The organism is Paracidovorax avenae ATCC 19860, assembly GCF_000176855.2.
GTDB lineage: Bacteria > Pseudomonadota > Gammaproteobacteria > Burkholderiales > Burkholderiaceae_C > Paracidovorax > Paracidovorax avenae.
The window spans coordinates 3,807,172-3,830,867 of record NC_015138.1 but is presented as its reverse complement, the minus strand read 5'-3'; the positions used below and the strand labels follow the sequence as shown (position 1 = coordinate 3,830,867).

Annotated in this window: 22 protein-coding genes; 19 read left to right on the top strand and 3 right to left on the bottom strand. The window is 68.5% G+C overall.

The features are described 5' to 3' along the window. The first annotated feature begins 6 nt into the window (after positions 1 to 6). Positions 7 to 459, top strand: coding sequence for a hypothetical protein (locus ACAV_RS16690; protein WP_013595756.1), 453 nt, complete (start codon positions 7 to 9; stop codon positions 457 to 459). A 7-nt stretch (positions 460 to 466) separates the two neighbouring features. Here the strand turns inward: ACAV_RS16690 and ACAV_RS16685 are convergent, their stop codons facing one another. Next, positions 467 to 1,459 (bottom strand): DUF2169 family type VI secretion system accessory protein, encoded by a 993-nt coding sequence (locus tag ACAV_RS16685; RefSeq protein WP_013595755.1) that lies wholly within the window; start codon positions 1,457 to 1,459, stop codon positions 467 to 469. 71 nt (positions 1,460 to 1,530) lie between these two features. On the opposite strand from ACAV_RS16685, the gene ACAV_RS16680 reads away from it, so the two are divergent. From ACAV_RS16680 to ACAV_RS16645, 10 genes are all read left to right on the top strand, one after another. Continuing rightward, a complete protein-coding gene (locus ACAV_RS16680) occupies positions 1,531 to 2,823 on the top strand; it encodes a hypothetical protein (protein WP_013595754.1) in 1,293 nt (430 codons plus the stop codon). Further along, on the top strand, positions 2,820 to 3,941 hold the full coding sequence (locus ACAV_RS16675; RefSeq protein WP_013595753.1) for a 3-oxoacyl-ACP synthase: 1,122 nt from the start codon (positions 2,820 to 2,822) through the stop codon (positions 3,939 to 3,941). The genes ACAV_RS16680 and ACAV_RS16675 overlap by 4 nt, the downstream gene beginning before the upstream one ends. Before the next feature lie 8 nt (positions 3,942 to 3,949). Beyond that, positions 3,950 to 8,665 (top strand): RHS repeat-associated core domain-containing protein, encoded by a 4,716-nt coding sequence (locus ACAV_RS16670; protein WP_013595752.1) that lies wholly within the window; start codon positions 3,950 to 3,952, stop codon positions 8,663 to 8,665. Beyond that, positions 8,665 to 9,303, top strand: coding sequence for an SMI1/KNR4 family protein (locus tag ACAV_RS24150; protein WP_157768779.1), 639 nt, complete (start codon positions 8,665 to 8,667; stop codon positions 9,301 to 9,303). Before ACAV_RS16670 ends, ACAV_RS24150 begins: the two co-directional genes overlap by 1 nt. 205 nt (positions 9,304 to 9,508) lie before the next feature. After that, positions 9,509 to 9,949: a hypothetical protein gene (locus ACAV_RS24680; protein ID WP_013595750.1), complete on the top strand. Its 441-nt coding sequence runs from the start codon at positions 9,509 to 9,511 to the stop codon at positions 9,947 to 9,949. Then, complete coding sequence (locus ACAV_RS16665) at positions 9,949 to 10,401, top strand: tetratricopeptide repeat protein (RefSeq protein WP_013595749.1); 453 nt, start codon at positions 9,949 to 9,951, stop codon at positions 10,399 to 10,401. Before ACAV_RS24680 ends, ACAV_RS16665 begins: the two co-directional genes overlap by 1 nt. A 56-nt stretch (positions 10,402 to 10,457) precedes the next feature. Next, positions 10,458 to 10,985, top strand: a complete 528-nt coding sequence (locus ACAV_RS16660; protein ID WP_244875480.1) for a hypothetical protein — start codon at positions 10,458 to 10,460, stop codon at positions 10,983 to 10,985. A 54-nt stretch (positions 10,986 to 11,039) separates the two neighbouring features. Further along, positions 11,040 to 11,630: a hypothetical protein gene (locus ACAV_RS16655; RefSeq protein ID WP_013595747.1), complete on the top strand. Its 591-nt coding sequence runs from the start codon at positions 11,040 to 11,042 to the stop codon at positions 11,628 to 11,630. Between the two features lie 220 nt (positions 11,631 to 11,850). Then, the gene (locus ACAV_RS16650; RefSeq protein WP_013595746.1) at positions 11,851 to 12,507 is read left to right on the top strand and encodes a hypothetical protein; all 657 of its coding nucleotides are present in this window, start codon (positions 11,851 to 11,853) and stop codon (positions 12,505 to 12,507) included. A 3-nt stretch (positions 12,508 to 12,510) separates the two neighbouring features. Beyond that, positions 12,511 to 12,795, top strand: a complete 285-nt coding sequence (locus tag ACAV_RS16645) for a hypothetical protein (protein ID WP_013595745.1) — start codon at positions 12,511 to 12,513, stop codon at positions 12,793 to 12,795. A 15-nt stretch (positions 12,796 to 12,810) separates the two neighbouring features. On the opposite strand, the gene ACAV_RS16640 is transcribed toward ACAV_RS16645, so the two are convergent. After that, positions 12,811 to 13,713: a DMT family transporter gene (locus ACAV_RS16640; RefSeq protein ID WP_013595744.1), complete on the bottom strand. Its 903-nt coding sequence runs from the start codon at positions 13,711 to 13,713 to the stop codon at positions 12,811 to 12,813. Between the two features lie 156 nt (positions 13,714 to 13,869). Here ACAV_RS16640 and ACAV_RS16635 point away from each other — a divergent pair, with 156 nt between their 5' ends. The 8 genes from ACAV_RS16635 (at position 13,870) to ACAV_RS16600 (ending at position 22,089) form a co-directional block, all read left to right on the top strand. Next, on the top strand, positions 13,870 to 14,856 hold the full coding sequence (locus ACAV_RS16635) for a quinone oxidoreductase family protein (protein ID WP_013595743.1): 987 nt from the start codon (positions 13,870 to 13,872) through the stop codon (positions 14,854 to 14,856). Continuing rightward, positions 14,853 to 15,680 (top strand): NUDIX hydrolase, encoded by an 828-nt coding sequence (locus ACAV_RS16630; RefSeq protein ID WP_013595742.1) that lies wholly within the window; start codon positions 14,853 to 14,855, stop codon positions 15,678 to 15,680. Before ACAV_RS16635 ends, ACAV_RS16630 begins: the two co-directional genes overlap by 4 nt. Positions 15,681 to 15,945: 265 nt before the next feature. Then, positions 15,946 to 16,734 (top strand): SDR family oxidoreductase, encoded by a 789-nt coding sequence (locus ACAV_RS16625; RefSeq protein WP_013595741.1) that lies wholly within the window; start codon positions 15,946 to 15,948, stop codon positions 16,732 to 16,734. 62 nt (positions 16,735 to 16,796) lie between these two features. Then, entirely contained in the window at positions 16,797 to 18,044 is a 1,248-nt protein-coding gene (locus ACAV_RS16620; RefSeq protein WP_013595740.1) for a styrene monooxygenase/indole monooxygenase family protein, read from the top strand. Positions 18,045 to 18,082: 38 nt separating this feature from the next. Further along, positions 18,083 to 18,649 (top strand): flavin reductase family protein, encoded by a 567-nt coding sequence (locus tag ACAV_RS16615; RefSeq protein ID WP_013595739.1) that lies wholly within the window; start codon positions 18,083 to 18,085, stop codon positions 18,647 to 18,649. 37 nt (positions 18,650 to 18,686) lie between these two features. Beyond that, positions 18,687 to 19,523: a cyclase family protein gene (locus ACAV_RS16610; protein ID WP_013595738.1), complete on the top strand. Its 837-nt coding sequence runs from the start codon at positions 18,687 to 18,689 to the stop codon at positions 19,521 to 19,523. Between the two features lie 5 nt (positions 19,524 to 19,528). Then, positions 19,529 to 21,136, top strand: a complete 1,608-nt coding sequence (locus tag ACAV_RS16605; RefSeq protein WP_013595737.1) for a phytoene desaturase family protein — start codon at positions 19,529 to 19,531, stop codon at positions 21,134 to 21,136. A 50-nt stretch (positions 21,137 to 21,186) separates the two neighbouring features. Further along, the gene (locus ACAV_RS16600) at positions 21,187 to 22,089 is read left to right on the top strand and encodes a SphA family protein (protein ID WP_013595736.1); all 903 of its coding nucleotides are present in this window, start codon (positions 21,187 to 21,189) and stop codon (positions 22,087 to 22,089) included. 70 nt (positions 22,090 to 22,159) lie between these two features. Here the strand turns inward: ACAV_RS16600 and ACAV_RS16595 are convergent, their stop codons facing one another. Next, the gene (locus ACAV_RS16595; RefSeq protein WP_013595735.1) at positions 22,160 to 23,185 is read right to left on the bottom strand and encodes an AraC family transcriptional regulator; all 1,026 of its coding nucleotides are present in this window, start codon (positions 23,183 to 23,185) and stop codon (positions 22,160 to 22,162) included. Positions 23,186 to 23,696: the final 511 nt, after the last annotated feature.

Here is a 23,696-nt window from a genome sequence, read left to right as displayed (position 1 = left end):
GTTTCCATGGCCTACGCACATGCTGCACCCACTCCGGCGGATGCCGCCACCGCGGACCGCGCCGACGCGGGCGCCGCCCCGGTGCTGCGCACCGGCCACGTGACGCAGGCCCTGGCCCCGGACCGCTATGCCGTGGAGTGCCCCGGTGCAGGGGCGGACATGGCTGCCAGCGCCTCCGTGGGCGTGCTCCTGCCGGAACTGGTGCCCGGCGACGAGGTGCTGCTGGCGGTGCGTTCCGGCGGCGAAGCGGTCATCACCGCGGTGCTGGCTCCTTCGCCCGCGGTACCTTGGAACCAGCGAGCCATCCGCCTGCAGTCGCAGGACGCCGTGGTGCTGTCGTGCGGCGAGGCGTCCCTGCGCCTGACGGGGCAGGGGCTCGCGCGGCTCGTGGCCCTGAAGATCGAGCACGACGCGCGCGACCTCGTGGATATCGATGCGGCCGAGGTCCGCATCAACTGAGCGCCCGTCAGAGATGCACCTGCAGGCTTTCCAGGTACCGGGCGGCTTCCCTGTCGAACGTGTGCCGCCAGACCATCACCATGTGGCCGTGCTCGGGCTCCAGCACGAGGGTGTCGAACGCGGGGCGGACGGTGCCACGCTCGCCCCGCACCGCCCAGGACACGGCCGGCTGCAGGTCCGGCACGGCGGTTTCCCCCTCGCCCCGGGCGCACAGGTGCTGCCAGCGGATGCGCGTGCCCGGCCGGACCTGGCCCGGCGCGAACTGCATGCGCGGGTGGGCGCAATTCCAGGCCGCCGGGTCGAAGGTGGCGGGCATGCGTGCCACGAGGCCGGGCGCCTGCTGCAGTTCCTGCGGGGCATAGCTGCCCCACAGGGCGCGTCGGGGCAGCCACGTGCGTCCGATGCAGCCGAAACCCGCGGGCGGGTCATTGCCGGAAGGCAGGCGCACGGGCGCATCGGCCCACTCGATCTGGTGCAGCGGCGCGCCGTCCCGCGGCACCCCGGCGCTGAAACCGGTGCCCGATGGGTTGCCGGCATGGAAGGCCGCCGGGTCTTCCGCGTCCTGCCCGCCGAAGGCGAGGCCGTACACCAGCGGCACGCGCAGCGCCGGCTCGCAGGCCTCCGCCACGGGGAACAGCCCCATGCGCCGGCGCCACACGCGCCGGCCGTGGACGCGCAGCGTACGGGTTTCCGCGCCGATGGACAGGCCCGCGTCGAACCGCTCCGCCGGACGGCCTCCGGGTGCATGGGCGAAGCCGTTGAAAACCACGTCCACCCGCGGCTTGAACGGGGCCAGGTCGGCCTCGTGCCGCATGGTGCCCTGCAGCCCGTCCTCCCCGAAAAACGCGTCGCCGCGGTAGATCGGCAGCGCGCTGCCCTGGGCGACGGGCCTGCCCGCGAAATCCAGCGTGGCCTTGATGACCAGCGTCCGGCACGCGCTACCGTCCGGCCGGTGGCCCGGCAGCAGCTCCGCGGCGAAGGGCGTCAGGTTGTCCAGCATCGGGTGGGGTCCTCCTGCCCGGAATTGTCTTTGATTCCACGCGCGCCGCGGCCTGCGGCGCCCCCTTTTGCATGAACGTCATCGAACTGCCCGTGCCCCGGGCCACCGACCTGCCGGTCTGGACCGATCCGCCCGCGCGCATGGCGCGGTCGCTGGTCACCCAGTACTGGCGCCGCAGCCACCTGCTGCCGCGCTCCGCGGCCCGGCCGCCGGCCATCGCCGTGTTCGACGACGCCATCGTTCAGGCGCTGGCCGGGCTGAAACAGCACCTGGCGCACGCCCCCGAGGTGCTGCCCGCCTGCCGTGAGGCCATCGCCGCCGCGGGCGACGAAACCCTGCACGAGCCGTCGCGCATCTTCGCGCTCGCCTGCCTGGAAGTGCTGCAGCTGCAACTCGGCCGCGCGGGCGCCGAACTGGCGCACCTGGGCGGCGAGTACCTGCAGGCCCAGCCGGGCGCGGTCTGCAACGCCCTGCGCTTCGCCTTCGATGGCACGGTGGGCGACTACCTGGCTCCCCGGGTGGCGCTGCCGGCCGGGCAGCAGGGCGCGGAGCGCACCCCGCTCGGCCGCCTGCTGCTGCGCCTGGCGATTGCTCGGCCCGCGGTGTCGGATGCCTTCGCGGAAGCGGTCGCTCCCTGGGCCGCGTCCCTGTCCGGCGGCATGGCCGTGCTCTGCGCGTGGCGCTGCACCGGCCGCGGCGACGAGGCCCGGGCCCTGGCTGCCGTGGAGCAGGGCGACGACGCCGAGGCCGCGCTGGCGGCGCTGGCGCTCATGGGCAGCCCGCACGAGACTCCGGCCGCGCGCGCCGTGCTGGCGCGCAACCCCCGCTCGCCTGCCGCGCTGGCGCTGCTGGCCGCACGCGAGGGCTACGAACTCGCGGTCGCCCTGCGGGAGGGCCGCCATCCGGACATGCCCTGGGCCTTCCAGTGCCAGGCCGCTGCCCTGGTCGGCGACGTGCCGCTGCTGCGCCACCTCGCCGCCCATGCACCGTGGGACGAGGAGGAGGCCTGCCGCACGCTGGCCGATGCCGTGGCGCTGCTCGCGGGCACGCCGGCCGACGGGCTCTTCGACCTCGCGCGGCCCGCGCCGGAGCGGGCTTCCGCTGCGGATGCGGCACTGGCTGCGCTGCCGCTGGAAGGGCCGGCGCTGCGCCTGGGCCGCGCCCGCAGCCAGGTCGTGCTGGAAGAGTCCACCGCCCTGGTCGGCGCGCCCCTGCGCCACCTGCTCCATCTCGAACACGCATCGCGCCTTGCCGGCGCGCTCTGGATCGAAGCCGACGACCTGATGCCCGTGCAGGGCCTGGCCGCGGCCACGGCCTCGGTCCTGGAACGGGCGGCCTTCGGCGCCGCACAGCCCCAGCCATGACGCCTCTTTCCATCGCCGCCACCGGCGCCTGCACCCCCGTCGGCACCCGCGCCTGGCAGACCGCCTCCAGCCTCGCCGCGGGCCTGTCCGCCTTCACCCGGCAGGCCATCGCCGGCCAGGCCAACCACCGCGCCACCGTCTCGCGCGTGCCCGGCATCGACCCTTCCTCCACCGGCACGGAGCGCCTCGTGCGCCTGGCCGCCCCGGCGCTGCACGAGGCCCTGCGCTCCGGGCCGCCGCCCGCCACGGGCTGGCCCCTGCAGCGGCCGATACCGCTGTTCGTGGCCCTGCCCGAGCCCTGGGCGGAACGGCCCGGCGGCATCGATGCCGACCGCTTCGCGCTGGAACTGCCGCGCGCCCTGGATCTCGCCCCTGAATTCCTGCCCCTGACCCTGTATGCGGGCGGCGCGGTGGGCGGCGCCGATGCGCTGTCTGGCGCCTACCGCTTCATGCAGGCGCACCCCGACGTGCCCGAAGTGCTCGTGGGCGGCGTGGACAGCCTCGCCGACCCGGCCGTGGTGGAGCTGCTGTACCAGCGCCGCTGGGTGCAGGTGGCCGGCCACTGCGAAGGCTTCGTCGCCTCCGAGGCCGCCGCCTTCGTGCGCCTGTCGCGCTCGCCCGTGGCCGGGGAATTCGCCACCGTCTATCCGCCGGCCTTCGGCGAGGAAGCCGCCCCGCGCGTGGGCGAGGCATCGCTGCTGGACGGCCGCGCCCTGATCCAGGCCGCGCGCGCCGCGCTGCAGACCGCGCGCATGCCCGCCGATGCGCTGCATTCCTACTGGTCGGACATGGACGGCTCCCCATGGCGCGGGGCCGAACGGGCCAGCCTGTCGGCCGCCTTCGCCGCGGACGGCGGGCTCGCTCCCGCGCGCGATCCAGCAGCCTTCCTGGGCGAGGTCGGCGCCGCGTGGGTGCCCCTCATGCTCTCGCTCTTCCATGAAATGCGCCAGGCGCTCTCGCACCCCGTCATGCCAGCGCGCCTCGCGGGCCATGCGGGCCTGCAGGCCGTCACCGGCCTGTCCACGCGCACCGCCGCCTGGGTCGCCACCTGGGACCATGCGCGGCCCGCGCGCCCGGCGGCGGGCGCCGGCCGCGGTGCCCTTCCGATTCCCTCCTGAGCAGAGCCATGGCCACGTTCGTCAACGACCGCAGAGCGATCCACGAAGGCCGCAGCCCGGCGATGATCCCGGGCCCGGTGAACCCCGTGTTTCCCAAGCCCAACGGGCCGCCCGTGCCGATCCTGAACATGGCGCACGGGCCGGGCCTCAAGAATGGCACCGCCACCCTGAAGATCGACGGCCAGCCCGTCGCCATTGCCGGCAGCCGCTTCGAATCCATCCCCGCCACGCCCGACCGCCTGGGCGGCATCGCGGGCGTCAGGTCCACCGTGGTGGGCGGCGCGGCCGAGCCCACCAGCTACAGCAGCGACACCAAGTTCGAGAGCCGCGGCAGCGTGCGCTCGTTCGACACCACCAAGAGCAATTCGCTGGTGATCGACCCGGGCTGGCGTGGGCGCCTCGCGATGGCGCTGCTGCCGGAGCCCTACGACAAGCTGGCCCTGAAAGTCATCGAAAAGCTCCCCGGCGCTTTCGAGGCCGAGTTCGCCGCCCTGGGCGAGAGCCTGACCGACCCCAGTGCGCTTATCGGCCCGGCCCTCAAGGTGATCGGCAAGCTCATCCCCGGGTTGAATGTGCTGATGAATGGCGCCGCGATGGCCCAGGCGGCAGGCCAGATCGACGCGTTGGCGCAGAAGGTGCAGGAATTGCTGACTCCGCCGATGACCGACGCCAAGCTCGACGAGATCGCGCAGATCATCGCCGACGAGGTGGCGATGATCACGACGCAATTCGTGGTCGGCAAGATCGCCAAGCGCGCTCGCTCGCGTCCCGGCCCGGTGGCCACCGGGCATGACAACCGCACCAATCCCAACACGACGGCCAGCATCATGGACGATGCCCGCAAGGGCTTCGCGCCGAATGCCGGATGCGAACTGGGCACCTGCCACCCCGTCATCTTCGCCACAGGTGCGAAGATCCTCGCCGACACCGACTTCGAGCTGCCCGGCCCGCTGCCGCTCGCATGGCGCCGCTTCTACCGATCCAGCGACCGGCGCCCGGGATGGCTCGGCTGGGGCTGGAGCACGCCGCTGTCCATCGAACTGGCGCTGACCTACGACGCCGTGCATTACTACGACGCGCGCGGCCGCCTCGTGCGGCTGCCCGTGCTGCCGCGCGGCGCCAGCCACTTCGATGCGCGCGAGAAGATCACCGTACGGCACCACGAGGGCGGCGGCTGGAGCATCGAAGCCACCGACGGCCTGCGCCATGAATTCCCGGCCCCCGTGCCCGGCCAGTGGCGCCTGCCGCTGGCGCGCATGGCCGACCGCAACGGCAACGCCGTCACGCTGCACTACCCCGCGTACGACGCCACCGGCGCCGACGGCTGCGCGCCGCGGCCCCTGGGCCTGACGGACAGCGCCGGCCGGCAACTGCGCTTCGAATGGAGTGGCGAAGAGGGCGCGCCGGACCGGCTGCTGCAGGCCATCCACCTGGAGCCGCGCACGCTCGATGGCGTGCAGCACGCGGGCGGCGTGCTCGCGCGCTACGCCTATGGCACCGAGGGCAACGAGGCCGGCGACCTGCGCGCCAACCTGGCCGAGGCCGCCGATGCCCTGGGCGGCACCGCGCGCTACCGCTACCGCCACCACCTGATGGTGGCCTATGCCACCCGCAACGGCTTCACCCACCACCAGCAATGGAGCCGCCACGATGCAGGCGGGCGCGTCGTGCGCACCTGGACGGACACGCCCGGCCTGCTGGACACGCGCTTCGAGTACGACCTGGGCCGGCGCACTACCCACGTGACCGACGCGCTGGGCCGGCGCAGCAGCTACGAATACAACGCGGCGCACGAAGTCGTCGCCATCACCGAACCCGGCCCCGACGGCCGCCCCGTGCGCACCGAGACGCGGCTGGACGCCGCCGGCAACCCCGAGGAGGCCCGCGACGCGCTGGGCCGGGCCACGCGCTGGCGCTTCGATACGCGCGGCAACCTGCTGACCGTGACCGACGCGGCCGGCGCCACCACGCGCCTCGCCTACGGCCACCTCGACCTGCCGGTGGAGATCACCGATGCGCTGGGCCATGTCTGGCGCCAGCAATACGACGAGCGCGGCAACCTTGCCGAGCGCGTCGATCCGCTGGGCCATGCCACGCGCTGGCGCCACGACGCGCGCGGCCTGCCCGTGGCCATCGAGGACGCGCACGGCAAGACCCGCCGCCTGCTGTGGGACGACGCCGGCCAGCTCATCGCCTACACCGACTGCTCCGGCCAGACCACGCGCTACACCTGGGACACGCTCGGCAACCTGCTCACGGCCACCGACGCCCTGGGCCAGACCACCCGGTACCGCCACGACGCCCTGGGCCGGCTGCGCCACGTGGTGGCGCCCGACGGCTCGGAGCACCGCTACGACTACGACGCGCAGGGCAACCTCACCGCCTACACCGACCCGCAGGGTGCCGCCACGCGCTATGCCTATAACGGGCTGGACCAGCCCGTGCTGCGCCAGGACGCACTCGGCGGCACGCTGCGCTACCAGCACGACGCCGTGGGCCGCCTCGTGGCGCTGCAGAACGAGAACGACGACACCACCCGCTTCACCTACGACGCGGCGGACAACCTGATCGAGGAAATCGGCTTCGACGGCCGCATCCAGCGCTACCGCTACAACGCCGCGGGCGAGCTGGCCGAACTGCACGAGCGCGACGCGCGGCTGCCCCCGGACACGCCGTACGACCCCGACCCCGCCGCGCCGTTACCGAAGCGCACCGTGTTCCGCCGCGACGCGGTGGGCCGCCTCGTCGCCAAGGCCCACGTGGGGCCCGATGGCGTGGAGGAGGGGGCCGGCAGCCGCGATGTCACCACCTTCGCCTACGACCTGCTGGGCCGCATGCTGCAGGCCGGCAACGCCGATGCGCGCGTGCATTTCGCCTACGACCCGCTCTCGCGCCTCGTCGAGGAAGTCCAGGAGCACCTGGCACCGGACGGGGCCGGCACCCTGGGCCGCTACGCCTGGCGCCATGCCTACGACGCGCTGGGCAACCGCACGGACAGCCGCATGCCCGGCGGCCGGCACGTGCAATGGCTCTACTACGGCTCGGGCCACCTGCACCAGATCCGCGTGGACGGGCATGTGCTCTCGGACATCGAGCGCGACGCGCTGCACCAGGAGATCGAGCGCACGCAGGGCGCGCTGGAAAGTCGCTACGGCTGGGACCCGATGGGCCGGCTGGTGGCGCACAAGGTGGGCCGGCGGCAGGCGCTGCAGGGCCAGCCGGGCATGCCGTCACCACAGGCCCTGCGGGACCGGGACCAGGGCCTGCCCGCATTGCCGCAGCTTCCTTCGGGCGACCGCATCGCGCGGCAGTACCGCTACGACCCCACCGGCAACCTGATCGCCACGCGCGACGGGCTGCGCGGCGACAGCCACTACCGCTACGACCCGCTGGGCCGCATCCTGGCGGCGCAGCGCGGTGACGGCAAACAGCAGGCCACCGAGCGCGAAACCTTCGCGTTCGACCCGGCCGGCAACCTGCTCAACCCCAACCGGGGCGCGGGGCCGCAGGCGAGCGGCGGCGTGGGCCAGCGTGATGTTGTGCCGCACAACCGCCTGGCGGTCTACCAGGACCTGCGCTTCGCCTACGACCTGCACGGCAACGTCACCGAGCGGCGCATCGGCTGGCACACGGTGCAGCACTACCGCTACAGCCCGGAGCACCAGATCGTGGAGGCGCGCGTCGTGCGCTACCGCGACCGCCCCGCCGAAGCGCAAGGGCATGCGGAGCCTGCGGCCACGGAGCAGGTCACCCACTACCGCTACGACGCGCTGGGCCGGCGCATCGAGAAGCGGGACGCGTTCGGGCGCACGGCCTTCCTCTACGACGGGGACCTGCTGGCGGGCGAACTGCGCGGCAGCAGGCTGTCGGAATACCTCTACGAGCCGGACAGCTTCGTGCCGCTGGCCAAGCTGGAGTCGGAGTGGAAGGGCGAGGCCGCAGAGAAAGAGGGGGCACGACCCAAGGATTTCGCCGCCTACTACTACCAATGCGACCAGATCGGCGCGCCGCAGGAGCTGACGGACGAGCAGGGCCGCATCGTGTGGGCAGCGAGCTACCGGGTGTGGGGGCAGACGCAGGCGCTGCAGGTGATGCGCACGGGTACGGACGACGCGGCGGTGTTCACCCAGGCGGAGCGGCCTTTGGCGCTGGCGGCTAAGGGGGACGTACAGGCGCTGAGCTTCGTGCAGCAGCCGCTGCGGTTCCAGGGGCAGTACTTCGATGGCGAGACAGGGCTGCACTACAACCGGCATCGGTACTACGATCCAGTGACGGGGCGATTCGTGCACCAGGATCCAATTGGGCTGGAAGGTAGTGAGAATTTTTATGAATATGCACCCAATCCGTTGGAATGGGTGGATCCGGCGGGGCTCAATAAAAAGCGTAAGCGTTGCGGTTGTCAATTGCCGTGCATTGTTATCGACAGCTCAAAGTATCCTGAGACGGCTCAACATGTGAAAGAAGCAATCGCTGCAGGGCATCCCGATGAACTAACAATTGATCGTCCGGGGTCTAAAGCCCGTCGTCGGGCATCCCTTAAGGGAGTTAAAACAAAACCTACGAAAGATAGGGATGAGTATCCTCCCGCTATGTTCAAAGAAGGCGGCAAAGGTGCAGATGTCAAATTGATTGATTCCTGTGATAATAGAGGGGCTGGCTCTTGTATGGGGCATCAATGTGCTCCATATCCCAATGGAACAAAGGTAAAGATAAAGGTCAAGTAATGTCAAAGAAAGAAATCGATAAGCTCTTGAGTTTATGCGCTCCTGCGTCTGACTCCGCGCTGAAGGCTGATGTTCAAGTATTTCGCAATTGTGCAGGTTCTATAGGTGAAGAACTGCACTACATGTTGTTGAAAATGAACGGTGGTTATGGATTTGAAGGTGCTCTACATTTTTTCAGTGCAGATGAGGCTTGCAAGGACCTTTCCATTGAGCGTTGGAACTCCAGTGATCTGTGGCGGAGTGACTACAAGGATTTGGATCCGTTAGGGTATTTTTTTGCCGAAGATGTTTTTGGAAATCAATTTTTTATAAAGGATGAAAAAATTTCCACCTTCGACCCTGAGACAGGGGAGACGGAGGAGATTGCAGATTCATTGAACGATTGGGCGTCAGAGATTATGGGTGACTATGATTTTTATACCGGTCATTCTTTGGCACATGAATGGCAAGAAGTTCATGGTCCAATTCCTCAGGGAAGTAGATTGCTGCCGAAAATTCCTTTTGTCACAGGCGGTGAGTATGAGGTGGAAAATCTTTATGCCTTGGACTCTGTTAAGGCAATGAAGTACCGGGCTTCTATTGCATTACAAATCAAAGATATGCCGGATGGTTCAAGAATTAATATAAAAATTGATTAGCCTCATTCTCCGAAGGATGCTGTTTTCTTGGTGGAATCAAGAAGGCCGCCAGTATGGCGCTCGATCTCCTGAAGTCAGAGCGTTTATGAAAAATCCAGATAATTATGTTCTCGATCACCTCTCGATCACCTCTCGATCAATGGGTCGATGGGGTCGAAATTGGGGATAAAATATGAAAAACCTTTAAATTGAAGGAGATTTTTGGATGCCGGCAAAAGAACTTCCGCCAGAGATAGGCCAAAAAGAGATAGAGTACGGGAGGCTGTACCAGCAAGCAATAAAGTCAAATGATTGCCAAAAGGCCGAGAAAATGTTGCTCTTGGTCTGGGGCCTATATCCAGAGTCTAAATATCTCTGGAGTTCTTCCATGAGTTTGATTAAAGATATTTTTAATTTTTATCTTGCTCAAAAGAATTATTTGCAAGCCGAATTTTGGGCAAGGGAGCTGTTTAAATGCGAACTACTTGAGAACGATCCTGAGCCTTACATTATGCTTGGGAAGGTCTATCTGGAATCAGGGCGAGAGCAGTTGGCTGCCAAGGAACTCATAAAAGCCTATGAAATGGGAGGCCGGAGAGGATACGTCGGTGAAGATCCCAAGTACCTGAAGTTCGCGTTGGACCAAATGAAGAAGGCGACCAAGTAATGGCAGAAGACGATTTCGAGGAAGACGACGGCCCACAGTTGCCCGATGACATCCATCAAAAAATCACGGCGCTTTCGGAAAAAGCCAATGAAGCGCTGGAGAGCGGCCGGCCTTCGGCAGCGATCGAGCCCTTGCACCAGGCGCTGGACATGCTGCCTGAGCCCCAGCCAGATTGGGAGGCCTGGACCTGGCTCAACGGTACGTTGGGTGAAGCCTACTTCGATCTCGGCGACTTCAAGATGGCAAAGATTTCCTTCCTCGACGCGATGAGCGGACCGGACGGCATCAGCAACCCCTATCTCCTGCTGCGAGCGGGGCAGTCGCTGTTTGAACTGGGGGAGTTGGCGCAAGCCAGGCACATGCTGGCCCAGGCCCACATGCAGGAAGGCGACCAGCTTTTTTCTGATGAGGATCCGAAGTACCTTGCGTTCCTGCAATCGGATCGCTCTTAGGGGTGACCCTTCCAGGAGTTTGCGGCATGCCTTCCCGATTCGATCCTCTACCGGACATGCTGTTGCGCAACCTGGGCCGCTACAGCCGTCAGGAGCCGCTGCATCGCGCCCTGCTGTCGCTTCAGCCCCCGGTCTCCAACCTGCGCCAAAGCCATGGCACGGATCCATACCATGTGAGCGTGGAGAGCCTGGGGGTGGACTTGATGATGCAATGCATGGCCCCCGATCTGCCCGATCACGAGCAGCTGTGGGGACTGCACGCGTTGACCTTCCACACCCCCCTGTCCCGGCCTGCGAAGCCTTGGAAGGGGGAATGGCCCCGTGGGCTTGATATCGCTACTGCCACCTCGAGCGATGTCGTGGCGCTGCTGGCGGAAAAGGACGATGAAGCCGCGCTGGCCTTGCCTGCGATGGCCTGCTTCCTGGTACCTGGGTTCGACGGACAGACATGGGCCGTGCAATGCTCATTCGATGGCCCGGCCAAGACACTGAAGACCATGAGTCTGGTGCGCACTGGCGACTGGGTCGGGGCGTCCTGGCTGCCGGTGTTTGACCTCCAGAAAGTTCTAGCTCGCGGCCATTGATTTGGCCGAGAGTTTGCCTTTGCCTGCGACCCGCTCTCGCGCCTCGTCGAGGAAGTGCAGGAGCACCTGGCACCGGACGGGGCCGGCACCCTGGGGCGCTATGCCTGGCGCCATGCCTACGACGCGCTGGGCAACCGCACGGACAGCCGCATGCCCGGCGGCCGGCATGTGCAATGGCAGGCGGCCGGTATCGGCGCCAGCGCTGCCAAGGGCGGCGGTGCATCTCCGGCTTCCTCCATCCAGCCCATCGATCCCGACCGCGCCGCGAAGGCCTTCCGGCGCGGCAAGTTCCTCTCCGAATCGACGGAAACGGGCGCGGATGGCAAACCCGGCCGCGAGACCGAAACCATGTGCATGGACGAAACCAATGCGTCCTTCCTGCCGATGGCTGCGCTGATGGGCGTGGCGGGCTGCGAGCCGCAGGCCACGCGCGAAGACAAGCTATCGTTCAGCGTGCAGGCGAGCTGTCCGCGCGATACGAAGTTCGGCCCCAACGCCTACGAAGCCACGCTGCGCTGGTCGGCTGACGGCAAGCAGATCACGCTGCAGTCCACCCGCCGCGCGCTGGTGGACGGCAAGGCGTCGGACAAGGTGGTGCAGTCGCTGCGCTACCAGCTCACGTGGCAGGCAGCGCGCTGCGATTGAGACACGCGAGCGACACGCGCTTTACATTGACCGTTGCGCAGACCCGGGTCGCTCATAGACGACGGCTGAACACCTCATTTTTTTCGTGTAAGAATCTGATACGCCCTGTTTCTGCTGAAAGAAAAGAGAACGCTCATCCGTAGTAGGCCCTGTCAGAATTCGACCGCTCCCCACCGGTTCACCGCTGGGAAGACATGAAAAGGCAAGGAGGGACGAGGGCATGGGTGACGCGGTTTGCAATGTGTCGAATGGATCTCCAGGGTGGGGAGTCATCGACCTCTTCGCTTGGAAATTAGTACCGGCCCGATGGGGAGGAGGCCGGGCCTACATTCAGAAGTTCAAGGACGCCTGGGTCCGGCATAACAAGCAGTTCATCGTCAACGAATCGAAAAAGTACCATTTGCCGCCGGAATTGTTGGCGGGCGTTTGCTGGATCGAAGTGGGGGGCGATCCCAGCTTCATCGATCGGGTGGCTTTCGAGATCAGGTCGTTCGACTGGAGCGGCCCTCCGTGGACAGACAAACAGGCGATTACCAACCATCCCAACAAGACGTCCTTCGGAGCCGTCAGCATTCAGATACGCGCTGCGGCTGAAACGCTCGGGCTTAATCCCTCGGAGCTGACTTCCAGCCAAGCCCGCGGATTGGCCGAATGCTTGCAGAAAGATGTGTTCAACATCGAAGTGGTCGCCAAGCATCTGAGCCAATTGGCCGCACACGATGGCTTTTCCGCTCCATTGGGACAGGAGGAGGTCCGCATCATTGGCGCCAGATACAACCGCGGAGTGGGACTGACGTTGGAGCAGATCAGGAAGAACACCAGCTACGGCAATTTCATCGTGAAATTCTGGAACCGCTTCAGTCAACTGATCCAGTAAGCCATGCACAAACCCCTGCGTCTCTGCATCCACCTGGTATGCATCGCCGGCCTGCTCGCGATGTTCCTAATGTCCGGCGACAAGTACGATGTGCTGTACGCAATGGATCCTTCGATTCCGCCGGGGAGCATCGAAGGCGGGAGCAGCGGAAGAGTGGTGGTCGTCGCCGTTTTCATTGCGATCGTGCTCCTGGAGGCCTTCGCCATGGCAAAGGCCACTCGCATGCGGGAGCGATGGCTGCCCGCCGTGCTGATGCTGTCAGGAGCGCTGCTGCTGGTCTTCGCTTGATTGGCGCGAGAGTCTTCACCCCCGCCTCGACGACACCACGATCCCCGCCACGATCAGCGCGAACGCCGCGCCGTGGTACAGGTGCGGCGTCTCGCCCAGCACCAGGGCGGAGAGCAGGGCGGCGAAGAGGGGAGTGAGGTTGATGAAGAATCCTGCCACGGCCGGGCCGGCGCGCTGCACGCCCACGCCCCAGCAGCGGTAGGCGAGCAGGGCGGGGCCGAGCGCGATGAAGGCGAGGGCGGCCACGAGCGGCCAGCCCCAGGTGGCGTGGGCGTGGCCGAGGGTCCATTCGCCGGCCGCGAAGGCGCCGGACCATGCGAGGCCGAACACCATCTGCGCCATGAGGAAGGCGGCCCAGTCGGCGCGCAGGCCCGCGGGCTCGGTGGTGCGCGAGAGCAGCCAGCTGTAGAAGGCCCAGGAGATGGTGGCCAGCACCATGTACAGGTCGCCCGGCACGAGCCGCAGCGCCAGCAGTTGCGACCATTCGCCGCGGCTGAGCACGACCAGCACCCCGGCCATGGACAGGATGGCACCCGCCGCCTGCGCGCGTGCCACGCGCACGCCGAAGCAGAGCGAGCCGATGGCGAGCATCCAGACCGGCAGGCTCGAGCCGACGAGGGTGACGTTGAGCGGCGTGGAGGTCTGCAGGGCCATGTACTGCAGCGCGTTGTAGCAGCCGATGCCCAGCAGGCCGAGCATCGCGTAGCGGCGCCAGTGCGTCCACAGCGGGCTGCCGCGGCGCAGCACGCCATGGGCCAGGGGCAGCAGCACGAGGAAGGCCAGGGCCCAGCGGATGAAGTTGAGGGCGACGGGCGAGATGAGATCGTGCACGAGGCGGCCGGTGACCGCGTTGCCGGCCCAGAGCAGCGGCGCGGCCACCAGCAGGGCCGTGGTGCCGGGCGAGAGTCGTTGTGTCATGTCCGGGAAATGTACCGGCCTGCGGGCGTCGCCGATCCGTGGCAGGATGCACGGCGGCCGCCGCGTGGGGCCATTCCGCCTTCCGGGACCGTCCCCGTCCGGTCGTCCCGTTTTTTTTCGCTTTCCCGCCTTTTCTTCCATCGCAGGAGACACCGCATGAGCCTTGCCGTCCAGATCCGCCAGCACGGCGGTCCCGAAGAACTGCACCTGACCGACGTGACCGTGGGCGAGCCCGGCCCCGGCGAGATCCGCATCCGCCACCATGCCGTGGGCCTGAATTTCATCGACGTGTACCACCGCACGGGGCTGTACCCGCTGCCGATGCCGGCCACCATCGGCATGGAAGGCGCCGGCATCGTCGAGGCCGTGGGTGCGGGGGTGACGCACCTGTCGGTGGGCGACCGCGCCGCGTATGCGAGCCAGCCGCCCGGCAGCTATGCCGAGGTGCGCGTGCTGCCCGCAAAGTGCGTGTGCCGGCTGCCCGACGCGATCGATTTCGAGACCGGCGCGGCCATGATGCTCAAGGGCCTGACGGCGCAGTACCTGCTGAAGAAAACGCTGCCGGCCGAGGGCCTGCAGCCGGGCGACCATGTGCTGTTCCATGCGGCCGCGGGCGGCGTGGGGCTGATCGCCTGCCAGTGGGCGAAGGCGCTGGGCCTGCAGCTCATCGGCACGGCGGGCAGCGACGAGAAGTGCCAGCTCGCGCTCGCCAACGGCGCGGCGCATGCCATCAACTACCGCACGGAGGATTTCGCGGCGCGCGTGAAGGAGATCACCGGCGGCAAGGGCGTGAAGGTGGTGTACGACTCGGTGGGCAAGGACACGTGGGAGAAATCCCTGGAGTGCCTGCGCCCCTTCGGCCTGATGGCCACCTTCGGCAATGCCTCGGGCCCGGCGCCGGCGTTCGCGCCCGGCATGCTGGGGGCCAAGGGTTCGCTCTATGTGACGCGGCAGACGCTGTTCACGCACATCGCCACGCGCGAATCCACCCAGGCCATGGCGGACGACCTGTTCGCGGTGGTGCAGATCGGCGACGTGACGATCCACATCGACCAGCGCTATCCGCTGCGCGACGTGCAGCAGGCGCACCGCGACCTGGAAGCGCGCAGGACCACGGGCTCCACCATCCTGACGCTGGAATGAACGGGCATCGCGAGGTGCCGGTGCCCGGCTGGGTGGCGCCCGCGCGCGCTTGGGCACAGCGCCCGCCGGCCGTGCCGCGGCTGCCGTTCGCCGTGGCTGGTCAGGCCGTGGGCTCGGTGGCGCCGGGCGTGCTGGAGGGCACCGAGCTGGAAGCGGCCATTGCCGGCACCACGCTCCTGAAGGAACCGCACGCGGGCGCTGCGCGCTGGCACCTGGCCTGCGCCCCCGCCGATGCCACGCAGGCATTGGCCGCGCTGGCGGATGCGCTGCGCCGCGCGGGGCGCTGCGGGGCCTGGCGCGACGAGCAACTGGCGGTGTGCAACACGGCCGGCGAGCGCATCGGCACGGTGGAGCGCGGCGCCGTGCGTGCGCTGGGCATCGCCACGCGGGCGGTGCATCTGGTGGCCTGCGCGCCGGACGGCCGGCAATGGGTGCAGCAGCGTGCGTTCGACAAGCCCAGCCACCCGGGCCGCTGGGACACGCTGATGGGCGGCATGGTGAGCGCGCAGGACACGCTGGAATCCGCCCTGGCACGCGAGACCTGGGAAGAAGCCGGGTTGCGCATCGAAGCCCTGCAGGCCGTGGAGCACGGCGGCCATGTCGATTTCTCGCGCCCGAGCGATGAAGGCGAGGGCTCGGGCTACATGGTGGAGCGCATCGATTGGTTCCGGGCCACCGTGCCTGAAGACTCCGTGCCCGCCAACCAGGATGGCGAGGTGGAACGCTTCGAGCTGCTGGAGGCGGCCGAAGTGCATGCGCGGCTCGCGCGGGGCGCCTTCACGCCCGAAGCGGCACTGGTGCTGGCGGGCTTCTACGGCTGGTGACCTGATCCGGGGCAGGGCGGCGGGCGCACCGCCGTCCTTCCTCTTCGTTCTTCCCTTCCTCCCCCTACGTTGGACCCGCCGGCACGCGATACCCGCACGCGCTGGATAGCGGCTGCGCGCGCCGGATAGGGCGCGCGCGGGGCCTGCCCGCACCATGGAGCCCAAGCAGCAAACGGCTGCGAAACCACCGGAGAGCGCCGCAAGGCACCGGGAAACGCCGCGGCGCGCGGTCCCCGGCTGCGCTCCGTGCAAGGGAAAAAGCTCCATGAAAGACCTGCAAGGCAAGGCCGTCATCGTCACCGGCGGCGCCACGCTCATCGGCGCGGCCGTGGTCCGCACACTGCGCGACCAGGGCGCCCGCGTCGCGCTGTTCGACATCGATGCAGAGGGCGGAGCCCGCGTGGCGGCCGAAGACGCCGGCCACCTGCATTTCTGTCCGGTCGACATCACCGACGATGCGCAGCTGGAGGCCTGCGTTGCCGACGTGGCGCAGCGCTTCGGCCGCATCGACGGGCTGGTGAACCTGGCGGCCACCTACCTGGACGACGGCGCTGCCTCCGGCCGCGCCGACTGGCTCAAGGCGCTGGACGTGAACCTGGTCAGCGCCGTGATGGCAGCCCGCGCGGTGCGCCCGCACCTGGCGGCGGCCGGCGGCGGCGCCATCGTCAACTTCACCAGCATCTCATCCAGGGTGGCGCAGACCGGCCGCTGGCTCTATCCCGTCTCCAAGGCCGCGCTGGTGCAGGTCACGCGCAACATGGCCATGGACTTCGCGGCGGACGGCATCCGCGTCAACTCCGTGTCACCGGGCTGGACCTGGTCGCGCGTGATGGACGAACTCACGAAGGGCGACCGGGCCAAGACCGACCGTGTCGCCGCCGATTACCACTTGCTGAAGCGCGTGGGCAACCCCGAAGAGGTGGGCGAGGTCGTCGCCTTCCTGCTCTCGAAGCGTGCCTCGTTCGTGACCGGCGCCGACTACGCGGTGGATGGCGGCTATTCGGCCATGGGGCCCGAACAGGCGAGCCCCGCGATTCCGCGGCTGGCGGAGTGAGCGCGTTTTTTCCCCGACACCTTCTTTCCCCCTCTTTTTTCGTTTCTTCCAAGGAGACTGCCATGCGTCGAGTTGCAATCGTGGGCGGAGGCCAGGCCGGCCTGCCGCTGGCTTTCGGTCTGTTGGACAAGGGCTACGAGGTCACCGTGGTGACCAACCGCACGCCCGACCAGATCCGCGCGGGCAAGGTGATGTCCAGCCAGTGCATGTTCGACCCCGCGCTGCAGGTGGAGCGCGACCTGGGCATCAACCACTGGGAGGCCGAGTGTCCCCCGGTGGAGGGCATCGGTTTCGCGGTGCCGAATCCCGAGCAGGCCGGTGCCAGGCTGATCGACTGGAGCGCGAAGCTGGACCGGCCCGCGCAGTCGGTGGACCAGCGCCTGAAGATGCCCGCGTGGCTGGAGAACGTGGAAAAGCGCGGCGGCAAGGTGCTGATCCAGGACGCCGGCATCGCCGAGCTGGAAGCCCTGTCGGATTCGCACGACCTGGTGATCCTCGCGGCCGGCAAGGGCGAGGTGGTGCGCCTCTTCGAGCGCGACGCCGCCCGCTCGCCGTTCGACAAGCCCCAGCGCTCGCTGGCCCTGACCTACGTGCATGGCCTGAAGCCCACAGCTGATTACTCCCGCGTGTCGTTCAACCTGATTCCGGGCGTGGGCGAATACTTCGTGTTCCCCTCGCTCACGCTCAGCGGCCCCTGCGACATCATGGTGTTCGAGGGCGTGCCCGGCGGCCCGCTGGACTGCTGGCGCGACGTGAAGACGCCTGAGGAGCATCTGGCGACCAGCAAGCGCTTCCTCGATACCTTCCTGCCCTGGGAAGGCGAGCGCGCCCGCAATGCCGAGCTGACCGATGCCAACGGCATCCTGGCCGGCGCCTTCGCGCCCACGGTGCGCAAGCCCGTGCTCACGCTGCCCTCGGGCCGGCTGGTGTTCGGCCTGGGGGATGCCGTGGCCACCAACGATCCCATCACCGGCCAGGGTTCGAACAACGCCACCAAGGCCGCCAAGGTGTACCTGGACGCGATCCTGGCGCACGGCGGGCAGCCCTACACCCGCGCCTGGATGGAGCAGACCTTCGAGCGCTTCTGGGACTACGCGCAGTGGGTGGTGCAGTGGACCAACTCGCTGCTCACGCCCCCGCCGCCGCACATCCTGAAGCTGCTGGGCACCGCCGCCGCCATGCCCACCCTGGCCCACACCATCGCCAACGGCTTCAACCATCCGCCCAGCTACTTTCCGTGGTGGGCCGATGCCGACGAGACCGACCAGCTCATCGCCCGCCACCAGGCCCCCGAGGCCGTCGCGGCCTGAGCACCCCGCGCGTGATGCATCCATCCAAGGAGACCGCCATGTCCGCCTGCCTCGCCCCCGAAGCCCTGGCCGTGCAAACCGCCAGCCCCGCCCCCTGGGGCAGCCTGGACCTGCAGCCGCGCACCCTGCGCACCCTGCTGGGCAGCTACCCCACCGGGGTGGCCATCGTGACCACGCGCACGCCCGAAGGCCGCGCCGTGGGGCTGACCATCAACTCGTTCGCCTCGCTGTCGCTGGACCCGCCGCTGGTGCTCTGGAGCCTGGTGAACCACTCGCCCAGCCTGGCGGCGTTCCGCGACTGCGCGCACTTCGCGATCCATATCCTGCCGCGCGAGCATGAGGATCTGGCCAGGCGCTTCGCCAGCCCGGCCGTGCCCGACAAGTTCGCGGGCGTGGACCTGATCGATGCGCCCGAGGGCGTGCCCGTGCTGCAGGGCGCCGTCACCACGCTGGTGTGCGCGAGCGAGGCCGACCACAGCCGCCATGCAGGAGACCACCTGCTGATGGTGGGGCGCGTGGTGCGTACGCACAGCGCACCGGGCACGCCGCTGGTGTTCCACGCGGGGCGCTTCACCGCGCTGGACATGCCGCCGCCGGCCGCCTGAGACGAATCCCGCCACCCCTTTTCCGATGGAGCCCGCCATGAGCACCCCCGCATCCGCTGCCGCCGCAGCAGCACCGTCCGCCGCCGCCACGGCCCCATCGTCCACCCTCGCCGCGCTGGCCGCGCAGCTGGCTGCCGGCGCCGTGCGGGTCGTCGATCTCACGCAGACGCTCTCGCCCTCCTTCCCCACGCTGCAGTTGCCGCCGCAGTTCGGGCAGGTGAAGCCCTTCACCATCGAGCGCATCTCGCACTACGACGAGAACGGCCCGGGCTGGTACTGGAACAACTTCTCGTGCGGCGAGCACACAGGCACGCACTTCGATGCACCGGCCCACTGGATCACCGGGCGCGAGCACCCCCATAACAGCGTGGACACGATCGCGCCGGAGAACTTCGTCGCCCCGGCCGTGGTGGTCGATGCCAGCGCCGAGGTGGCGGCCGATGCCGACTGGCTGCTGACCGTGCCCTTCCTCGAAGCCTGGGAGGCACGCCATGGCCGCATTCCGGCCGGCGCCTGGGTGCTGCTGCGCACCGACTGGTCGCTCAAGGCCCACGATGCCGGCGCCTTCCTCAACCTGCAGGAGGACGGCGCCCACACGCCCGGCCCCACGCAGGAGGCGGTGGAATGGCTGATCCACCAGCGGCAGGTGCATGGCTTCGGGGTGGAGACCATCAACACCGATGCGGGCCAGTCCTACGCCTGGCCCGTGCCGTATCCGTGCCACACGCTGATGCACGGAGCGAACCGCTACGGCCTGCAGTGCCTGAAGAACCTGGACCAGCTGCCGCCGCAGGGCGCGCTGATCCTGTCGGCGCCGCTGAAGATCGAAGGCGGCTCGGGCAGCCCGCTGCGCGTGCTGGCGCTGGTGGAGTGACGGCCATGGGCAGCGCCGCAGTCCCCCAGGTGATCTTCGTCGGCAGCGGCATCAACGCCCTGGTGGGGGCGGCGCTGCTGGCCGTGCGCGGCAAGCGCGTGCTGGTGCTGGAGCGCAACGACCGCTTCGGCGGCTGCATCCGCACCGAAGAACTGTTTCCCGGCTACCGGCACGAGGTGATGGCCTCGTGGTATCCGCTCTTTTGCGGCAGCCCGGGCTATGCTGAACTCAAGCCTGCGCTGGAACGGGCAGGGCTGCGCTTCGTGCAACCCGAATACACCACCGGCTGGGTGGGGCCGGACGGCCGGGGCATCGCCCTGCGGCAGGACCTGGACGACGCCGCGCGCCGCATCGACGCCGTGGCGCCGGGCGACGGCACCGCGATCCAGGCCATGGCCGCCGACCTGTTCGGGCGCGATGCCGCGCTCACCTTCGGGCTGCTGGGCGGTGATCCCTACGGCTGGCCGCTGGTCAAGCTGCTGTGGTCCGAATGGCGCAAGCGCGGCACCGACGGCCTGCTGGCCTATGCGGGCGGCGCGATGGAGACTTTCCGGCGCTGGTCGCAGCGCGCGCTGCGCTCGGACATGGCGCGTGCGCTGATGGCGCCGTGGACGCTGCATTCCGGCCTGGGGCCGGACGACGCCACCTCGGCGCTGATCGGCAAGCTCACCTTCGCCGCCGTGGTCAGCGGCGGCATGCCGGTGGTGCAGGGCGGCGGCAGCCGGCTGGTGGAGGCGCTGGCCACCGTTATCCGCCAGCACGGCGGCGAATTGATGTCCGACGCGCAGGTGGACCGCATCGAGACGCAAGGCACGGGCCGCGCGCGCCGTGCCACCGGCGTGCGCCTGGCCGACGGGCGCAGCTATGCGGCCAGCGAATCGGTGGTCTGCAGCGTCACGCCCGGCCAGCTCTACGGCCGGCTGCTGCCCGATGCGCCGCCCGTGGTGCGCGAGCGCGCCGAGGCCTTCCAGCACGGTCGCGGCGACATGCAGATCCACTTCGCGCTGAACGCACCGCCCGCTTGGACGGAGCCGGAACTCCTCAAGGTGCCGCTGGTGCACCTGACGGAGGGCATGGAGCAGGTCTGCACCTCGGTCACGGAGGCCAACAACGGCCTGCTGCCCGCCCGGCCCACGCTGGGCATCGGCCAGCCGACCGCGGCGGACCCGTCGCGTGCGCCGGCCGGCGGCTGGATCCTATGGATCCAGATGCAGGAACTGCCTTCGCAGCTGCGCGGCGATGCGGCCGGCGAGATCGCCGTGCCCGCGGACGGCCGCTGGACCGAGGCTGTGCGCGAGGCCTTCGCCGACCGCGTGCAGGCGCGGCTGGAGCAGGTGATGCCAGGCCTCGCCCAGCGCATCGTGGGCCGGCGCGCCTATTCGCCGGCCGACCTGGAAGGGCTCAACTGCAACCTGGCGGGCGGAGACCCCTACGGCGGCCTGTGCTCGCCCGACCAGTTTTTCTGGCTACGGCCCTTCGCCGGCGCCGACGGCGCGCGCGGCCACCGCACGCCGCTGGCCAACGTGTTCCACATCGGCGCCAGCACGCACCCGGGGCCGGGGCTGGGCGCGGGCTCGGGCTACCAGATCGCGCAGCGGCTGGCGTCCGGCTGATGGCGCATCGAGCTTTTTCCATCCACCCACCGACGACGAAGGACGACACCATGCGCAAGACCGCATTCAAAAAGAGGGGCCTGGCAGGCCTGATGGGCGTGGCCGCCGGCCTGGCTGCCACGGGCGTGGCGCACGCCACGGAAAACGGCGGCCTCGGCGTCTATCCCGACGGCCTGGAGAGCTACTTCGTCGGCGCGCTGCCGCCGCCTGGCGTGCACGTGATGATGTACGGCGGCGGCTACCGCTACGACACGCTGCGCGGCAACGGCGGCCAGTCCCTGGTGCCCGACTTCAAGGTGGACGTGAACCTGCTGGCGCCGCGCGTCGTGTGGGTCACGCCGCAGACGATCGCTGGCGGCCAGCTGGCCTTCCACACCGTGGTGCCGCTGCTGGACGTGAAGTTCCGTGCGGGCGGCGCCACGTTCAAGAGCTCGGGCCTGGGCGACATCACCGTCGGCGCGGCGCTGGGCTACCACCTCTCGCCGCAGCTGCACCAGGTGGTGGGGCTGGACATCGTCGCGCCCACCGGCAAGTACCGCGCCAACGATCCCTCCAGCCTGGGGCGCAACTACTGGACCTTCCAGCCCGTCTATGCCGTCACCTACATGCAGCCCTCGGGCTTCAACGCCGACCTGAAGCTCATGTATGACATCAACCGCCGCAACAGCGACACCGACACCCGCTCCGGCCAGGCCCTGCATGCCGACTACGCTGCCGGCCGGGGCCTGGGCAACGGCTGGGTGGTGGGCGTGGGCGGGCACGTGTTCCAGCAGGTCACCGACGACAGCGGCCCTGGCGCGCAGGGCAAGGCGCGTGCCGTCGGGTTCGGTCCTGCGATCCGCTATGCCAATGACAAGGGCTTCCTCGTCACGGTGAAATGGCAGAAGGATTTCAACGTGCGCAACCGGCCCGAAGGCGGCGGCCTGCTGGTGAAGGCGACGATTCCGTTCTGACGCGGGGCAGGGCGCCGAGGGGACGCGGCGCCCCTCCCGGCGCCTGCCGGCGATCGGCGGCGCCGGTTCTTCAATGCCGGCGCAGGGTCTGGCTCGGCGATTCCCCGTAGCGCTGCTTGTATTCGTTGCTGAACCGGCCCAGGTGGGCGAAGCCCCAGCGCAGCGCGATGCCCGCGACGTTGCTCGCCTCGCCGCCGAGCAGCTCGGTCCGCACGTGCTCCATGCGCAGGTCGCGGAGGTACTGCATGGGGCTCACGCCCAGGAATTCCTTGAAACCCGCGTACAGGCTGCGCACGCTCACGCCCGCCACCTCGGCGAGCTGCTCCACGCAGACCGGCTCGTGGGCGTGGGCCTGCAGGTAATCCTGCGCGCGCCGCACATGGCGCGGCAGGATGGTGCTGCGCCGTGCGGGCGCCGTCTCGCTGTGGTTGTGCTGGTGCGAGGTGAGCAGGATGAGGCAGGCCAGCTGCTCGATCTGCGCCACCACCAGCTTGTTCTGCGAGAGGTCGGGGTACTGCGTGGCGCAGTCCAGCAGGTAGGACAGCAGGCAGCGCCAGGGAGCGCAGTCCTGCCAGTGGAAGCCCAGCTCGAAGCGCAGGGGCTCGTCCAGCGGGCGGCCCAGGTGACCGACCAGGGTGCGCTCCACCTGGGCGCGGGCGATGCGCAGCATGAGCTGGTCGGTGCCCGATGCCCACTGCATGCGCGTGTCGTCGTTCGGGCTGAGCACGGAGGCGGTGCCGGGGCCGGATTCCACCTGCCGGCCGCCGCTGTCGATGCGGGCATGGCCCGACAGCGGCATCTGCACCAGGAAGAAGCTCTCCAGCGGGCCGGGCTGGATCTCCACGGCCGCGCCGTAGCGCAGCCGGCTGACCGATACGTCGCCCAGGCTGACGTAGTGCATGCGCGCGTCCAGGCGTTCGCCCGGCGCGGCCTGCGCCAGCCGGTGCGGCTTCATCACGCGCCCCACCATGGAGCGCGTCTCGTCGATGTCCGCGGAGGCGAACAGCAGGTGCTCAGGCGCACCGGAAAAGCGCTCGATCGCCAGGGGCATGGCGGGCTGGCGCAGGGCCGAAGCGGGATTCATCGTGGAGAGCATGGGGCCTCCTTGGGTGGTATCGGCGGTTGCTGGCGTTGTCGTGGGCCATCGCGGTGCACCGGGGTGCCGCGATGGCTGCATTTCGCAAATTGCGTGCCCATACGCATGAAATTTCATGTAAACGTTTGCGGGACGGGTGTCGGCAGGGAGAGACGTCGCGCGGGCCGGCAGGGGCGGATGGCGGTGATTTTTTCCGCCATCCATTTGCCTTGGATCAAGATCGTAGGCCGCAGTGCAGGTGGACAAATCCAGGAAAACCCTGGTTTCCGGGCCAACGCGGCCCAGTTCCCGCGCAATGGCATGCCTGGGCTGCTTCCATGTGTATGAAAAATCATGCAAATGCATGCGCGGATGCCTGCCAGCCCCCACATACGCGCCGGTACCGCGGCGCCCGCACCAGTCCGGGGCAGGGCAGTCATCCGCCGGTGACGTGCCGGGGAGGGCGCTGCACCGCTGGCCTATCCCGTTTCCGGCGCTCCCTGTCCTCCGGCTGCACAAACTGCAATCGCAT

Coding starts and splice junctions, on each gene's coding strand:
- ACAV_RS16595 (WP_013595735.1), bottom strand. CDS start 23,185: ATGCTCTCCACGATGAATCCCGCTTCGGCCCTGCGCCAGCCCGCCATG.
- ACAV_RS16645 (WP_013595745.1), top strand. CDS start 12,511: ATGCACAAACCCCTGCGTCTCTGCATCCACCTGGTATGCATCGCCGGC.
- ACAV_RS16675 (WP_013595753.1), top strand. CDS start 2,820: ATGACGCCTCTTTCCATCGCCGCCACCGGCGCCTGCACCCCCGTCGGC.
- ACAV_RS16665 (WP_013595749.1), top strand. CDS start 9,949: ATGGCAGAAGACGATTTCGAGGAAGACGACGGCCCACAGTTGCCCGAT.
- ACAV_RS16610 (WP_013595738.1), top strand. CDS start 18,687: ATGAGCACCCCCGCATCCGCTGCCGCCGCAGCAGCACCGTCCGCCGCC.
- ACAV_RS16650 (WP_013595746.1), top strand. CDS start 11,851: ATGGGTGACGCGGTTTGCAATGTGTCGAATGGATCTCCAGGGTGGGGA.
- ACAV_RS16680 (WP_013595754.1), top strand. CDS start 1,531: ATGAACGTCATCGAACTGCCCGTGCCCCGGGCCACCGACCTGCCGGTC.
- ACAV_RS24150 (WP_157768779.1), top strand. CDS start 8,665: ATGTCAAAGAAAGAAATCGATAAGCTCTTGAGTTTATGCGCTCCTGCG.
- ACAV_RS16685 (WP_013595755.1), bottom strand. CDS start 1,459: ATGCTGGACAACCTGACGCCCTTCGCCGCGGAGCTGCTGCCGGGCCAC.
- ACAV_RS16615 (WP_013595739.1), top strand. CDS start 18,083: ATGTCCGCCTGCCTCGCCCCCGAAGCCCTGGCCGTGCAAACCGCCAGC.
- ACAV_RS16625 (WP_013595741.1), top strand. CDS start 15,946: ATGAAAGACCTGCAAGGCAAGGCCGTCATCGTCACCGGCGGCGCCACG.
- ACAV_RS24680 (WP_013595750.1), top strand. CDS start 9,509: ATGCCGGCAAAAGAACTTCCGCCAGAGATAGGCCAAAAAGAGATAGAG.
- ACAV_RS16600 (WP_013595736.1), top strand. CDS start 21,187: ATGCGCAAGACCGCATTCAAAAAGAGGGGCCTGGCAGGCCTGATGGGC.
- ACAV_RS16605 (WP_013595737.1), top strand. CDS start 19,529: ATGGGCAGCGCCGCAGTCCCCCAGGTGATCTTCGTCGGCAGCGGCATC.
- ACAV_RS16620 (WP_013595740.1), top strand. CDS start 16,797: ATGCGTCGAGTTGCAATCGTGGGCGGAGGCCAGGCCGGCCTGCCGCTG.
- ACAV_RS16660 (WP_244875480.1), top strand. CDS start 10,458: ATGCTGTTGCGCAACCTGGGCCGCTACAGCCGTCAGGAGCCGCTGCAT.
- ACAV_RS16690 (WP_013595756.1), top strand. CDS start 7: ATGGCCTACGCACATGCTGCACCCACTCCGGCGGATGCCGCCACCGCG.
- ACAV_RS16670 (WP_013595752.1), top strand. CDS start 3,950: ATGGCCACGTTCGTCAACGACCGCAGAGCGATCCACGAAGGCCGCAGC.
- ACAV_RS16640 (WP_013595744.1), bottom strand. CDS start 13,713: ATGACACAACGACTCTCGCCCGGCACCACGGCCCTGCTGGTGGCCGCG.
- ACAV_RS16635 (WP_013595743.1), top strand. CDS start 13,870: ATGAGCCTTGCCGTCCAGATCCGCCAGCACGGCGGTCCCGAAGAACTG.
- ACAV_RS16630 (WP_013595742.1), top strand. CDS start 14,853: ATGAACGGGCATCGCGAGGTGCCGGTGCCCGGCTGGGTGGCGCCCGCG.